The sequence below is a fragment of the Verrucomicrobiota bacterium genome, assembly GCA_016200005.1.
In the GTDB taxonomy this organism is placed as follows: Bacteria; Verrucomicrobiota; Verrucomicrobiia; order Limisphaerales; family PALSA-1396; genus PALSA-1396.
Window position 1 is genome coordinate 72,668 of record JACQFP010000047.1, and the last position, 14,259, is coordinate 86,926.

The window sequence follows — 14,259 nt, forward strand, 5'->3', positions numbered from 1 at the left end:
CTTCAATTCGTCACGACAAATACTTCGTCGGAAACTTCCACGGCACGCGGTACTTCGGCACGGAGAGCTTCGCGGCTTCAGAGTCGCCGATAATTTTCTCCGTGGCGGGATCAAAGCGAATCGAGCGGCCCAGCTTGAGCGAGAGCAGGCTGAGCACAATCGGTACGTCCACATGCGTGTGGTAGAAAACGCTGGCGCTGGGTTGCTGGCGCGACTTGATGCAATTGAGCCACTCCCGCTCGTGGCCGGGCGACGCCGGAATCGAGTGCGGCGGCGGTTGCATGTCTTTCATCGCGTCACCTTCGGGCACGATCTTGAACATGCCGTAGTTCGCATACATCGTCCCGTTGACGCCGTGGAAGTAAATGCCGAGACGGCGGTCCGGTTTGGGGTCGCCTTCCAAGTCGAACCCGTAACTGTTGGTGAGCGACGACATCCACGTCATCGTGCACTTCGGGTATTGCCAGAGGACTTCGTGGTGATCGTAAGCGTCGCCGTCGTCCTTGACGATGAACCGGCCGCCCGCGGAGCTGGTGATGAGGGGATACCCCAGCTCCAGCGCCCAGACGGGCAGATCAATGATGTGCGGCGCCATGCCGGGCGTCCAACCGCCGCTGTAAGCCATCCACGAACCGTGCTCATAGGCGCTGCTCGCCAAGGAGCGGTTATACGGAATCAGCGGGGCCGGCCCGCACCAGAGGTCCCAATTCATTCCCGGGGGTAGTGGGTTTGCCCTGGAGATGCCAATGCCGGCGGGCGTCTGGTTCATCACGTTGAACGTGCGCACCGTGCCAATGGCGCCCAGGTTTCCGCTGCGGATATATTCCACGACACTGCGATAATTTTCCGTGGCGTGAATTTGCGTCCCGATCTGGCAGATGATGTCGTGGTGCTTGACCGCGTTTCGCACGGCGAGACTTTCCCCTAGATGGAGTGTCATCGGCTTTTGGAGGTAAATGTCCTTTCCCGCTTCGCACGCGGCGATGGCGTGCAGGCAATGCCAGTGTGGCGGGGTGGCGATGATGACGGCGTCGAGGTCGGGCTGCTGGAGCATTTCGCGAAAATCTACGTAGCCTTTGCATGTCGGTTTGTAAGTCTCCACCGTGGCTTCGAGCCGGGCATCGAACACGTCACATGCCGCCGTGACCACGACATCCGGCTCGCGAGCGCAGATGCCGAGGTTGGCGCGGCCCATGCCGCCGCAACCGATGATGCCCAGGTGAATGCGGCTGTTGGGCGACGGCTTGCGTGCCGATTTTCGTTTGGCAGCGAACGCCAGGTGCGGCAACGCGAAACCCATGACGGTAATCGTCGCAGCCTTTTGAATGAATTCGCGACGCGTGGTGGCGATGGTTGGTTCGATTTTCATAATGACCTTTGGAGTTTTGAGTGTTCAGCGGTTTGGAAAATAAGTTGGCGCGAGCGAAGCGTGGTAAGCGCGCCAATGCGCCGCGCAGTTTTCTTCGCTGGCTTGCGCGCCGCGATGCAGCCACAAACGGAAACGCAGGACCAGTGGTTCGCCTTTCTTCAATTCATAGCGCGTTCCACTCGCTGGGAACGTGGGCTGAAACCAGTTCAACTCCGGGAACTTCACCCAGTCCCCTGGGTAATCGGGGTTCGCGTTGTGTTGCAGAACCACGATTGCTGAAGGCCGCGCTGCACCACCGAACTTGCCGGAAAGTTCGGCCCACGCCGTGCGTGGCGTGGCATTCGTCGGATCGGTATGAAAGATGATTTCCTGCTCAGCGACCATCGCCAGACGGATGTTTAGCCCGCCGTAGTGGAGCGTCCCGCGACGAGCGAGCGACACGGGCTCGTTCAGCGCGGTGAACTGGAATTCGAGATCAACGACCCGCTCATCCGCAGTGGCGCGGTACGCGCGGATTATGGCGCGCTCGTGAACAATCGATTCGCCGCTCTCCCATTTCCAAACGTTCTCGGCTTCGATCTGCGCGAAGACCGGACCGCTGGTCCCGCTGCATTTGCCGGTGGGTTTGGCGAAGACCTTTTGCAGCGCGTGCAGATCACCGCGCTGCCCGCGCCAGTCCACCTCCGGCCAGGCCCAGTAAACGCCACGATGATGAGGATGGTCCACGGACCAGTCCTTGGTGAGCGTTTCGCCGTCGAGACCGAAGAGCGGATGGATATAATCGCTACGGGCGCGGGCGTAAATGCGGCTGGCCGAAGCGACATTAGTCATCAAGTCGCCGGGTTCAATCGTCGCGTAGTTGTAGCGAAGAACTGGCTGGCCTGCCTCGGTGATGTCGAACTCACCACTGGCCGCGTCCTGTTTCGCGCGCATGTCCGGGTTGGTTGCCCGACGACTTTCCTGAAACTGGAAATGACGTTTGCCTTTCGGTCCGGGCGGCATGAGCCAGCAGAGGCGCGCCGACGCGCGGACTTCGCCCGCGACAAGAAGTTGCACCGGCACGACCGACCCGGCTAATGATGACGCCGGCCCAAGCTCGCGAAGCCCCAACCGTCCTTCGACAGCCGCGACCTGTTCGCTCTTGCTCAACTTGACAGTAGCCGCAACCGGCGCGTGGGTTTTGCTCAGTGCGCCGTCAGAATCATTGACGACGGTCTCGGCGCCGCTGGCAGCGATGGCGGTGAGGATTGCCAGAAAGAAGCCCCTGCAGAATTGCGTGCTCATCGTCGTGAAGATTATCGCGGCCAGCCTGATTTAGAGACCGGATGCGCTGCGTGTCGAGCGGAATTCCAGGTTGCTTTCCGGACAGCTTTGGTGGGCGGACAATCCTCAATTCCGTGAACACGAGATTTCCCGCGCCCGCCCGGAGGTCACTTTCCCGCCGGGCTTTGAAGGCGTCGAGATATTGACGCGGACGTTGTTGCTTGCGAGTGGGAACAATCTGTTGTTTGCTCCTGAATCGCCTCAGGTTGACTTGCGACTGCTCAAGAACCGAAGACATAATATGTTTTCTAGCGACTCACTCCGGCAGACGCGCCGGTCAGGCCACTGTTGTTCATCGGCTGCCGGCGCAACAGAGTCGCGAGGACTGTCGTGCCTTGGGGAGGAAAGGAGAGTGAGATGAAAATTCGTAGCTGGCTTTGCCTCGGTTCATTGTGCTTGTGGTTGCTGCCCGACGGGACGTTTTCGCCCCGTGGTATAGCAGGATCCGCTACCTCGGAGGTCCGCAAAGTGTTTATTCCACGGGGCGAGGTGACGCGGCAGCAGTTGGACCTCTGGCTGGATTCAAACGTGCATGACTGGCGCTGGCATCTGGGCGAAGTGCCCGGCGCCGAGCGACCTGAGTTTAAGGATACAACATGGGAACTCGTTGATTTGGGTTTCAAGTGGTGGCCGCACGATTCCACCGGCTGGTTCCGCACCCGCATTACCGTTCCAGAAACGATCAACGGAATTCCCATCAAGGGCGGGACCATTCGCATGAAAGCCGGCGTGGATAACGGCGCCAAAGCGTATGTGAACGGCGCGCTGAAACAAGAGTTTGAATGGTCGAAAGGCGATTTTATCCTGACGGACAAGGCGCAACCCGGCCAGATCATTACGGTGGCGCTTCATGCCGTTAACCGGCCGGGGTCCGGCAGCTTGTTGGAAGCCTCGCTGGTGAACGGTCCCGGCGAGACGTTGGTGGACGGCTTGCGCGGATTGGTGAAGGACCTCACCGCGGCCTTGGAGGATGGGGAATACGTGCCCGCGGCGGAGACGGCTCATTGGCAGAAGCTGGTGAATGAATCGCTCCAAACCCTGGACCTTGCGGCGTACCGATCCTCCAACCGCGACACTTTTCTGGCTTCTGTTGAAAAGGCGCGGGCAATCCTGTTGTCAGATCGCGCCACGGTGGGGGAACGCTTGAAGAAGACTGCTGAAAACCTAGAGACATTGAAAGGAAAGATCCGACAGGAACGCGCGGCGGGCGCGCAAATGGCATATCCCGCCGCCGATGCGCGCGTCGTGGAAGGTTTTTTGCGCTACGTGCGTGATGATCTGGCGGAAATCCATTCGGGACACAAACTCCGTGGACTCAAAGGCGCGGCGTACATCGACCGGCTTTGCCTGGAGGCGCTGAAAGAAGTTCTGGTCAGGGACGCACCAGTACCGCAGTACCGAACAGGGCCCTCCAAAATCCGCGTCGGAGCATTCTGGCAAAACGATCGCCCGGTGTACTTCACAGGCGTCGGCCACTTCGGCCAAGTGCGCGAGGACATTCCCATCCTGAACGACTACGGTTTGAACATCATCCAGATCGAGATGGGGCCGGCAAATGGCCTGCCGACGCCCGACACGGTTGATGTGGAAGCCATTCGCCAGAATGTTGTTCAGTGGCTGGATCAGGCGGCGGCTCACAACGTGGCGGTGAACCTGTTGATTTCGCCGCATTATTTCCCCAAGTGGGCGTTCGATGCGGACCCCGCGCATCAGCAGTGCGGGCACGGCTTCGTGAAGTTTTGCATCGAAGCGCCGAACACGCGGGTGGTGATGGAGAAATGGCTGGACGCGCTGATGCCGCTGATCGCGCATCATCCGGCGCTGCACAGTATCTGCCTCTCGAACGAACCGCAGTACCAGGGGCGGTGCGCGTATGAGCGGGCAGCCTTTCAAAAGTGGCTGAAAGCCAAATGGGGTTCCATCCGCAAAGCCAACAAAGTTTACGGCACGCAGTTTCGGCGATTTGAGGATATTGACCTGCCGCAGGACGCGTCGCACTACGGTTTGTATTTTGATCGGTGGCGTTTCAACCAGGACCGCTTCGTGGTGTTTCATGAAATGCTGCGCGAGCGCATCCGCCGATACGCTCCGGACTTGCCCGTTCATGCGAAGGTGATGTCGCACGCTTTCGAGGATCCGGGCCGGTTCGAGGTGGGGATTGATTACGAACGCTTCGCCCAGCTTGATCGCATCGCGGGCAATGATTGCGTCGTGGAGTTTACCGGCGAACACCGGAGCGAATACGCGTGCGACTGGCAGACCATGGCGATGAATTACACACTGCAACATTCGGCGGCGCCGGACAGCCCGATTTTTAATTCCGAAAACCACCTGATCGGCGATGGCGACACGCGCTACATTCCGGAAAGCTACATCCGGACGGTGTTCTGGCAGGAGGCGCTGCATGGTCAGGGCGCGACAACGACCTGGGTGTGGGAGCGCGGACAGGGAGGAGACCTGGCGGAGAACATCTTGACGCGGGCGAATTGCGTGCGCGCGTTTGGTCGTGTAGCGCTTGACCTGCAACGGCTCGCCCCCGAGGTCCATGCGCTGAGCCAGGCCCCGGCCCAACTGGCCATCTTGTTTTCGTATTCGAGCCTGTTGCCCTCCAAGGATTACGTTGACGAGGCGCGGGCGGCATTTGAAGGGGCGTATTTTGCTGACGTCACCAGCGATTTCGTCACTGAACGTCACATCGAATCGGGCAAGCTGGCGCGGTATAAACTGGTGGTGGTGCCGCGTGCGTCCCACGCGCCCGATCCGGTCGTAAAGGCATTCAACGAATACATCCGGGATGGCGGCACCGTGATGACTGTGGGCCGCTGCTTCACGCACGACGAGTATGGGCGCGTTCGGCAGAAGGCCCTTGTTCAGTCTGGCCGCGGCCGGCTGGTCACTTACCCGGCCCTGCTGACGGCGCATGCGTACCGGGATATTCTCGACCGGCTCCTTGACGAGACGAAGATGGCGCGACTCGTCCGGATCGAAGGCGCCCACGGCGAACCAATCTGGGGCGTGAATGTGCGCGCCGTGGAAGAAAACGGACGGCTGCTGATCAACCTGCTCAACCTGTCGCGGGAGCGCCAGCAGGTGCGTCTCGTAACGAAGCCTCCGGCCAAAAATGCACTCAATCTCATGGACGGCAAGGAAATGGAAGTTCCGTTCACGCTTTCGCCGTTGGAACCGGTATTACTGGTGCGGAGGCCGAGATCGTGATCAGCGTGTGTAAGTATCATCGCGGGGATCGTGCTTGCGAACCACGGGGATGAATCGAAACGCGATCAAGGTCGCATACGGGCATCGCTTGGCAGTTCGCCGACTGGCTTTGCGAAGTCAACGACCCAACTCAGAGGATGTTCACGCTCGTTGTTTCCGGCGGCAAGTTCGACACACCGCGCGGAGTTCCGAACTCCTGTCGCGCGTCCAACCACATCGTTGGGGCTCACTCCGGGTGATTTTTTCCGTGTTGGAGAGGAGAAACGGCGAATGACTCACGGCGAATTCGAGAGCACCACCCACCCGCCGAAGATTTTTCGGCGTTGACCCGCGCATCCTTTGGCGCGGATTTTATTCTGAACCGGGGGAAAGCTTCAGGACGGGTTTTCCGTCAATGCATTTCCCAATCGGATGTATTCGTTGATTTTTCTACGTTCGTAACGATGTTTCTGGGCTTTCTTGGGGCGATTCTCCACTTTGCGGAAGGGATGTTTATTGTTCAATATGGCTTCCGTGATTACTTCCAACGTTTTCGTCATATCTCACTTTCCTTTCTCGAACCAACTGACTCGAGCGTCATTGAAACCAGCTTCCGGCGCTCGCCAGCCGGGGCGAACGCACCGACGGCTGGATGTTACTGCATAATTTGACCGGACACAAATTAAAAAGTTCAAAATCTCGAAATTCTTTTTGGTGAACCAGTCAGTCGATCATTCCTCTCTGAGCCTGGCCCGGCGGACCTGGAGACCAAACGCGCCCGCTTGCCACTCAGCTTCAATCCGTTCCGCCAGGAGTGCGCACCCAGCCCGACTGTAAGCAGCTCGAACTTGCGGGAATTCGGTTTTCAAAATGCCGGCCACGACCAGCGTGCCGGCCGGGCTCAAACGATTCAGAATACGATTCCGTTCAGCCAGGAGCAGATTGGCAATCAAGTTGGCGCAAATCAGGTTATACTTCTGCCGCGACCGGGGTGGGGATTTGGTCAGGTCCCGGCGATCAAAGCGAATCTGTTCCAACACACCGTTTCTCACGGCGTTTGCCCGCGCCACCCGAATCGCTTCTGGATCAAGGTCGATTGCGTGCACGGGTGAGTATCCGAGTTTCGCCGCCGCAATCGCCAGAATGCCCGACCCGCTGCCGATGTCCAAAAACGATTGTGCTTCGCCGCTTCGCCGAAATGCCACGAGCTGCTCCAGACAAAATTTCGTTGTCGGATGCTGGCCCGTGCCGAAGCTCAGTCCGGGATCGAGCACGACCACCGCCTGGTATTTTCGCGGACGGCGTTTGCTCCAGCTTGGTTTGATCAGCAACGACGCTCCGATTTCGATGGGTTTGAAGTGCCGCTTCCACGATTCCGCCCAATCCTTCCGTCGCACTGTTCGCACCGTGATTGTTCCAGGACCAATCTCCAGCCCGTGAACTTGGATTGCCTTCAAACCCGCCAACAACCTGGCGCGCTTTGCCGGCGACCAGTCGGAACGCTTTTGGCAAAAGACACTCGCCACTGGAGCGTTGGTTTCAGCGTCCGTGTAAACCGAAGCCGGTTGACCGGACAAATGCTCCAGCAGCGCGGCCACGGCCTCTTCCGCTTCAACCGAAACGGCCACGGAAATTTGCCGCATCGTACCCGGCTTCATGCGAGATCGCGCCACGGTGTGAAATTGAGCCGTTGGATTTCGGTCTTGTGCGCGTGATGATGCACTTCCGTGAGGCTGGCATACTCGATTTCGAACCCGGCGGTTTTGCGCAACGGCAATCCCAGCAGAATCGCCAGTATCATCCGGATGACGCCGCCGTGACAGACTACTGCCACGGTCTGGCCGGGGTTTTCGCGCAGGATTTGTTGCAGACAAGGTTCGACGCGGTCGCGAAATCCTTGGACCGACTCGGCATTTGGGATGGTCGCTTGCTCCAATTTGTCCAGCCATTCAAAGGGTTCGACCTGGAATTGCTCCCGTACTTGTTGCCAGCCCAGTCCGGTCCAGTCACCAAAATCCACTTCGCGCAAACCATGCAAAACGGCGGGCGCGCGCCGGCTGTGCGCCGTCAGCGGCTTGAGTGTTTGTTGCGCCCGCTTCATCGGGCTGACGTAAATGGCGTCCAAAACCGTCGAACGCAAATAGTTCGCCAGCAGCCGCGCTTGGTGATGGCCGTGGTCGGAAAGCTCCATGTCGATGCGTCCGCCAAACACCCGATGATAGCGTGATTCCACTTCGCCGTGGCGTAACAGGAACAGTCGGGTGGGAGGATTCAAGGTTGAGCGTTGAGCGTGGCGGTTGGGCTAAGCCACGGCTGCTTGTTGCGCCGCCAGCAATTCCCGAATGCCAGTCTTGCCGAGTGCCAGCATGGCGGCGAGCTGCGCTTCGCTGAAGGCGGCCTCCTCACCGGTGCCTTGCAGTTCGATGAATTCACCGGCGGCATTGACGACCAGATTCAGATCCACCGCCGCGGCGACATCCTCGGTGTAACAGAGATCGAGCAACGGTTGCCCGTTGACAATGCCGACACTCACGGCCGCCACCGGATGCAGGAGCGGGTCTTTGGCTAGTTTGCCATCCGCTAATAACTTTTTCACCGCCAGCGACAACGCGACATAGACGCCGGTGATGGCGGCGGTTCGCGTTCCGCCATCCGCCTGCAACACATCGCAATCCGCCCAGATGGTGCGCGCGCCCAGCAGTTCCAGGTTGATGGCGGCGCGCAATGCCCGACCGATGAGCCGCTGGATTTCCTGGGAGCGCCCATCGATTTTCCCTTTGGTGATGTCGCGTTGCTTCCGTTGCAAAGTGGAATAGGGCAACATCGAGTATTCCGCCGTGATCCAGCCCCCGCTCACATTCTGTTCCTTCATCCAACGGGGCACGGTCTCCTCCACCGTCACGCCGCAGATCACGCGCGTGTTGCCCCATTCGATCAACGTTGAGCCGGTGGCATAAGGCGCGATGTGGTTTTGGAAACGCACGGGCCGGAGTTGGTTGGGCCGTCGGCCGTCGGCCCTGGGCGTGGAGTTGGCGGGTGCATCGCTCATAAATTGCGCGCATGGTAACGACGCGCTCCGCGCCCGGCAATCGTGAAAAAGTTTGTGAGCGAGACGACGGCAGACGACTACTTTTTGCCCACTTCAATCGCGGCGAACAAACTTTCTAGGTTATTGAGCGGCACGTTTCTTGGCGACGTCGGGCTGAGCAGGTGGCGAAGGTAATCAATTGCATCTGGAATGTTTCTGATCGACCGCGGGAGCGTGGCTCCGGAAGCGTTGGCGTGGCCGCCGCCTTGCAGTTTCTCGGCAACTTTCAAGGCCTCGCCGTTCTTGCTGCGCAGGCTGACGATGACGGTGTTGTTCGCCTTGCGGAACAAGGTGATGAGAACGGGATAAGGTGTCGCCTTTTGTTCGAGCAACTGGTGCACGATCAGATTGTTGTTGCCGACGACGGTATCGACATAGCCGACCGAGGGACTGATTTCCGCGACGTTGGCCTTGCTCCACGCAAAGCCCAACGGGTCTTCAATCCGGCGTTTGATGGCCATGACTTCCAGCAGCGGATGGTCGAGCAGCCGTTCGAGTTCGCCGTCGATAACCGCGAGCAGATTCCAAAATTGATAGGTCTTGACGAGGTTGGCGTAGTCATTGGCGATGACGAAATCCGGATCGTCCTCCAAAAACAAATCCGCCACGTTATTCAAGTGAACGAGCCGATCCAGCGCCGGTGAACCCAGCCCTTGCTTCTGGCACAGTTCGTAACAGAGCAGCCCGGCGGACTTGTTCAGGTCGTGAATGAGATGGGCGTATTTGGGCAAGGCCTCGGTGGCGTGATGGTCGATGACGACCCATCCCGGCTTGTCCAGTCGCCCTTCAAAACTCAGATCGCAGACCCACGCGGTGGCTTCCCGTGGCTCGCGTTGGCGCCAGGTGTTGTAATGATAGGCTTCCAATGGGACGTCGTCGCCGTGCAATTTTTTTGCCAGCCGCTGCAAGAGCACACCGGCCACCAGCCCATCAAGATCGCTCTCGTGGGTCAGGATCACCTCCGGTTTTTGAAAATTAGTCATCTGGCGAAAAGATTAACTTAATTTCAGCGCAGTGGCGAGTGGTGTTTTTGCGCGCGGTCGTTGTTGCTAGTTTTTCCTTTATCGGTTGGTGGGGCATCCTACACTTGATCGAACTTTATGAATCGATTTGATCTGGCCGGCGAAATCGCTGTCGTCATCGGTGGGACGGGTGTGTTGGGTGGGGCGCTCGCCGAAGGTCTGGCGCAGGCCGGCACGAAAGTGGCGGTGCTGGGGCGCAATGCTGAACGCGGGGCGGCCCGCGTCAACGCCATCAAAACCAGTGGTGGTCACGCCGCATTTTTCTCCGCCGATGTGATCAGCCGTGACAGTTTGCACACCGCGCATCAGGCCATTGAGAAATCCCTGGGGGCGCCCACAATTTTGGTAAACGCCGCCGGCGGCACTGATCCGAAGGTGACGGTGACTGCGGATCGCGCCATTGAACAAATCGCTCTGGAAGATTGGCGCGCCAACTTTGACCTCAATCTGGTCGGCGGGGTGTTGTTGCCGTGTCAGGAGTTCGGACCGGCGATGGTGAAGCGCAGCAAGGGCAGCATCATCAATATCGCCAGTGTTTCTGGGCATCTTCCGCTGTCGCGCGTGGTGGCGTATTCGGCGGCGAAGGCGGCGGTGTTGAGCCTGACGCAGTTTCTGGCGCGCGAATGGGCACCGAAAGGCGTACGCGTGAATTCCATCACGCCGGGCTTTTTCCCCGGCGAACAGAATCGTCGCCTGCTCTTCAACGAGGACGCCACACCAACACCGCGCGCCCAGGCGATTTTCGGCCACACGCCGATGGGTCGCTTCGGCAAACCGGAGGAACTGGTTGGCGCAGCAATTTTTCTGGCGAGTGAAAAGGCCAGCAGCTTCGTCACCGGCGCGGACATCCGGGTCGATGGCGGCTTTCTGTCACAAACAATTTGAGCTAGATTATCCCTGTGCAAATCAAGCCGGTCTTATCCGAAATCGCGGGCGCAGGGAATCTCGTCACCGCGGAGCAAGTGGCCGAAGTGATCGCCAGGACGTGTCCGGCTGATTCTTATCGCGGTAAGCGCGTGCTCCTCATCGTTCCCGACGGCACGCGCACGGCGCCGGTGGGACTCTTGTTTCAAACACTGCACCGGCAAATCGCAGAGGTGACCAAAGCGTTTGATGTGCTGGTCGCTTTGGGAACACATCAGCCGATGAGTGAGGCGGCCATCTGCCGGCGGCTGGATATCACGGAAGCGGAGCGCAAGGAAAAGTATCGAAGGGTCGCATTCTTCAATCATGCCTGGAACCAACCCGCGGCGCTCAAACAGATTGGCACCATTCCCAGCGACGAAATCAAGGCGATGACCGGCGGCCTGTTCGCGCTGGAGGTGCCGGTAGAGATCAACCGGATGGTTTTTGATTTCGATCAGATCATCATTATCGGTCCGGTGTTCCCGCACGAAGTCGTCGGGTTTTCCGGCGGGAACAAATACCTGTTTCCCGGCGTAAGCGGTCCGCAGATTTTGAATTTCTTCCACTGGCTCGGCGCAGTGGTCACGAACCCAATGATCATCGGCAACAAACGGACGCCCGTCCGCAAAGTGGTTGATCGCGCCGGTTCAATGGTCAACGTGGACAAACTCTGTTTCTGCATGGTGGTCGATTCGTCAAAAAATCTCGCGGGTCTTTTTGCCGGCTCACCGGAAAGCGCGTGGGACGCGGCGAGCGAACTTTCCCGAAAGGTGCACATCACCTACAAGGAAAAGCCCTTTCACTCGATCCTCTCCTGTGCTCCGACGATGTACGACGAGCTTTGGACCGGCGGCAAGTGCATGTATAAACTTGAACCGGTGCTGGCCGACGGCGGCGAACTGATCATCTACGCACCGCATATTTCCGAGATCTGCGTCGCGCATGGAAAGACATTGTTGGAAGTCGGCTATCATTGTCGCGATTACTTTTTGAAACAATGGGAACGATTCAAGCATCACCCGTGGGGCGTGCTGGCGCACAGTTGCCACGTTTACGGTCAGGGAACGTTTGAAAATGGCGTCGAAACGCCGCGCGCGCGTGTGACCTTGGCGACCAGCATTCCGCCGGAAATCTGCCAGCGCATCAACCTCGGCTATCGCGATCCGAAAACCGTCCGCGTCGAAGACTTTGCCGATCGCGAAGCGGAAGGTGTGTTGCTCGTGCCCAAAGCCGGCGAAATGCTCTTCCGCCTCACCCATCCGCCGAAATGGGCGGGCGGGGATTGAGCTTGCCGGATCAAGAATCGCGCCTTTAATCTTTGCCGATGAAACGAGCTGGTCGCCTTTACCTTTGGACGGGACTTTGTGCGGTGCTGCTGCACGCCTCGTCCGCGCGCGCCGACATGCTCGACACCTGGACCAAGGTCAACCCGCCTCCCCAGTTGAACACGCTTTACAGCATCATCAACACCAACGGCCTTTTTCTAGTGTGCGGCGCCAACGGCGCCATCACGGTCTCCACCAACGGCATCAACTGGACCAATCATCATACCGGTGTCTCGAGCACATTTAGGGGAATCACATTTGGGAACGATACTTATGCGGTCGCTGGCTATGATGTGAACAACCGCACCATTTACACGTCCACCAACCTCAACAAATGGAAGCATGAGATTTCCTCGCCCGCCAATTATTTCCTAGCCATCACTTACGCCGCCGGATTGTTCGTGACCGTCGGCGACACCGGCAGAATCCAAACCTCCGACGTAGGTGTCGATTGGACAAACCATGTTTCCGGAACAACCAACGACTTGTACGGCGTGGCGTATGGCGGCGGCAGCTTCGTGGTCGTCGGCGCCAACGGCACCATCGTCACTTCCGCCGACGGCCTCAACTGGACCAACCGCGCCTCCGGCGTCACCAATTTTCTGCGCAGCGTGGCGTACGGCGACGGCGTCTTTGTCGCGGTCGGGCACGACGGTACCATCCTCAGTTCGACCAACGGCAGCGACTGGAGTAGTTCCTCCTCGGGCACGACCAATTTTCTGTTCGGTGTCGGCCATGGCAGCACGAACTTTGTGGCCGTGGGCGCCGCCGGCACCATTTTGTCCTCCACCAATGCCGTGGACTGGTCGCCGCGCAATTCCGGTGTCACGAACAATTTCTTCAGCGTCGCGTACGGCGACGGCCGGTTCGTCACGGTCGGGCTGGCCGGTCAGATTTTGTATTCCGGCACCCCGTCGCCACCCACTTTGACCGCCGACAACTACAGCACCAATGGTTTTCAACTGACCATCACTGCGGACATCGGCAAACCCTACCGGCTCCAGTTCAGCCCCGACCTGCTGACGTGGGCCGACTTGCTGAGTCACACCAACACCCAGGCCACGTTTCAGTATCTCGACACGTCCGCGACCAATGCTCCAATTCGCTTTTACCGCGTGGCGTCGCCGTGAACTCGGTGAAATGAGAGAACCGCAAGTCGTCAGGCATCCGTTGGAACAGACTTCGCCTTACTCGTTCATGGGTCGGTTGGTTGCTGCCGGGTTGATTCTGTTTTCAAACTGTGCAATCGCCGGATCAGTGGAAAACCTCCGGCTCGCCTGGCAGACCAACGTCCTTAAAATCAGCGGTGACAACCTCCCCGGCGGCACGGTCGACATCTGGTGGCTCGAAGCCTTTTGCCGTCGCGGCTCCACCAAACGACCGTGGAACGAAACCACGATCCCGCACACCACCGAGTTGCTCTCCGCTGACCAGCACGGCCAGTGGTTGCGCCTCCGCAGCAAAGTGCAACCGTCAGTGGAAGTGCTCCAGGATTTGCGCGTCGTGACCGACGGCGTCGAGATCATGGTCGAGTTGAAGAATTCCGGTGACGAACCCGCGGACCTGGAATGGTTCGAGCCGTGCATCCATGTTGATCGCTTCACCGGACGCAACCAGACCAACTACATCGAGCGCTGTTTCATTTTCACCGAGCGCGGCCTGACGACGCTCGACCAACTGCCACGCAACGAAGAGGCGCTTTATCGCGGAGGGCAGGTCTATGTGCCCAAAGGCATCAACCACGACGACGTGAACCCGCGTCCCATCAGCCCCGTCACGCCCGCCAACGGCCTCATCGGCTGCTTCTCCGCCGACAACCAATATCTGCTGGCGACGGCATGGGACCAGACGCAGCATTTGTTTCAAGGCGTGATCGTCTGCATCCATTCCGATCCGCATGTCGGCGGATTGAAACGGCATGAAACCAAGAAATTGCGCGGCAAGATTTATCTCATGAAGAACGACCCGGCAAAGCTGTTGAAACAGTATCAACGGGATTTTCCAGATCAGAAATAGTCGGTCGCTTTAGCC

The 14,259-nt window shown here is 58.8% G+C and carries 12 protein-coding genes; 5 read left to right on the forward strand and 7 right to left on the reverse strand.

Translation table 11 applies throughout. The features are described from left to right. Nucleotides 1-10: 10 nt before the first annotated feature. Nucleotides 11-1,369, reverse strand: a complete 1,359-nt coding sequence (locus tag HY298_16815; GenBank protein MBI3851920.1) for a Gfo/Idh/MocA family oxidoreductase — start codon at nucleotides 1,367-1,369, stop codon at nucleotides 11-13. 24 nt (nucleotides 1,370-1,393) lie between these two features. Continuing rightward, nucleotides 1,394-2,653: a PmoA family protein gene (locus tag HY298_16820; protein ID MBI3851921.1), complete on the reverse strand. Its 1,260-nt coding sequence runs from the start codon at nucleotides 2,651-2,653 to the stop codon at nucleotides 1,394-1,396. A gap of 507 nt (nucleotides 2,654-3,160) precedes the next feature. Here HY298_16820 and HY298_16825 point away from each other — a divergent pair. Then, a complete protein-coding gene (locus tag HY298_16825; GenBank protein MBI3851922.1) occupies nucleotides 3,161-5,908 on the forward strand; it encodes a beta-galactosidase in 2,748 nt (915 codons plus the stop codon). Between the two features lie 374 nt (nucleotides 5,909-6,282). Here the strand turns inward: HY298_16825 and HY298_16830 are convergent, their stop codons facing one another. From HY298_16830 to HY298_16850, 5 genes are all read right to left on the reverse strand, one after another. Next, nucleotides 6,283-6,447 carry a hypothetical protein gene (locus HY298_16830; GenBank protein MBI3851923.1) on the reverse strand — a complete coding sequence of 55 codons (165 nt, stop codon included), beginning with the start codon at nucleotides 6,445-6,447 and terminating at the stop codon, nucleotides 6,283-6,285. Between the two features lie 171 nt (nucleotides 6,448-6,618). After that, nucleotides 6,619-7,560: a 50S ribosomal protein L11 methyltransferase gene (locus tag HY298_16835; protein MBI3851924.1), complete on the reverse strand. Its 942-nt coding sequence runs from the start codon at nucleotides 7,558-7,560 to the stop codon at nucleotides 6,619-6,621. Further along, on the reverse strand, nucleotides 7,542-8,162 hold the full coding sequence (locus tag HY298_16840; protein ID MBI3851925.1) for a histidine phosphatase family protein: 621 nt from the start codon (nucleotides 8,160-8,162) through the stop codon (nucleotides 7,542-7,544). The genes HY298_16835 and HY298_16840 overlap by 19 nt, the downstream gene beginning before the upstream one ends. 27 nt (nucleotides 8,163-8,189) lie before the next feature. After that, entirely contained in the window at nucleotides 8,190-8,936 is a 747-nt protein-coding gene (gene rph, locus HY298_16845) for a ribonuclease PH (protein MBI3851926.1), read from the reverse strand. A 77-nt stretch (nucleotides 8,937-9,013) separates the two neighbouring features. Continuing rightward, nucleotides 9,014-9,958: a DHH family phosphoesterase gene (locus tag HY298_16850; protein ID MBI3851927.1), complete on the reverse strand. Its 945-nt coding sequence runs from the start codon at nucleotides 9,956-9,958 to the stop codon at nucleotides 9,014-9,016. 117 nt (nucleotides 9,959-10,075) lie between these two features. On the opposite strand from HY298_16850, the gene HY298_16855 reads away from it, so the two are divergent. The 4 genes from HY298_16855 (at nucleotide 10,076) to HY298_16870 (ending at nucleotide 14,244) form a co-directional block, all read left to right on the forward strand. After that, on the forward strand, nucleotides 10,076-10,882 hold the full coding sequence (locus tag HY298_16855; protein ID MBI3851928.1) for an SDR family oxidoreductase: 807 nt from the start codon (nucleotides 10,076-10,078) through the stop codon (nucleotides 10,880-10,882). 131 nt (nucleotides 10,883-11,013) lie between these two features. Further along, nucleotides 11,014-12,189, forward strand: a complete 1,176-nt coding sequence (locus HY298_16860) for a DUF2088 domain-containing protein (GenBank protein ID MBI3851929.1) — start codon at nucleotides 11,014-11,016, stop codon at nucleotides 12,187-12,189. Nucleotides 12,190-12,227: 38 nt separating this feature from the next. Beyond that, a complete protein-coding gene (locus tag HY298_16865; GenBank protein MBI3851930.1) occupies nucleotides 12,228-13,358 on the forward strand; it encodes a hypothetical protein in 1,131 nt (376 codons plus the stop codon). A 10-nt stretch (nucleotides 13,359-13,368) separates the two neighbouring features. Further along, complete coding sequence (locus HY298_16870) at nucleotides 13,369-14,244, forward strand: hypothetical protein (GenBank protein ID MBI3851931.1); 876 nt, start codon at nucleotides 13,369-13,371, stop codon at nucleotides 14,242-14,244. The last annotated feature ends 15 nt before the right edge of the window (nucleotides 14,245-14,259 follow it).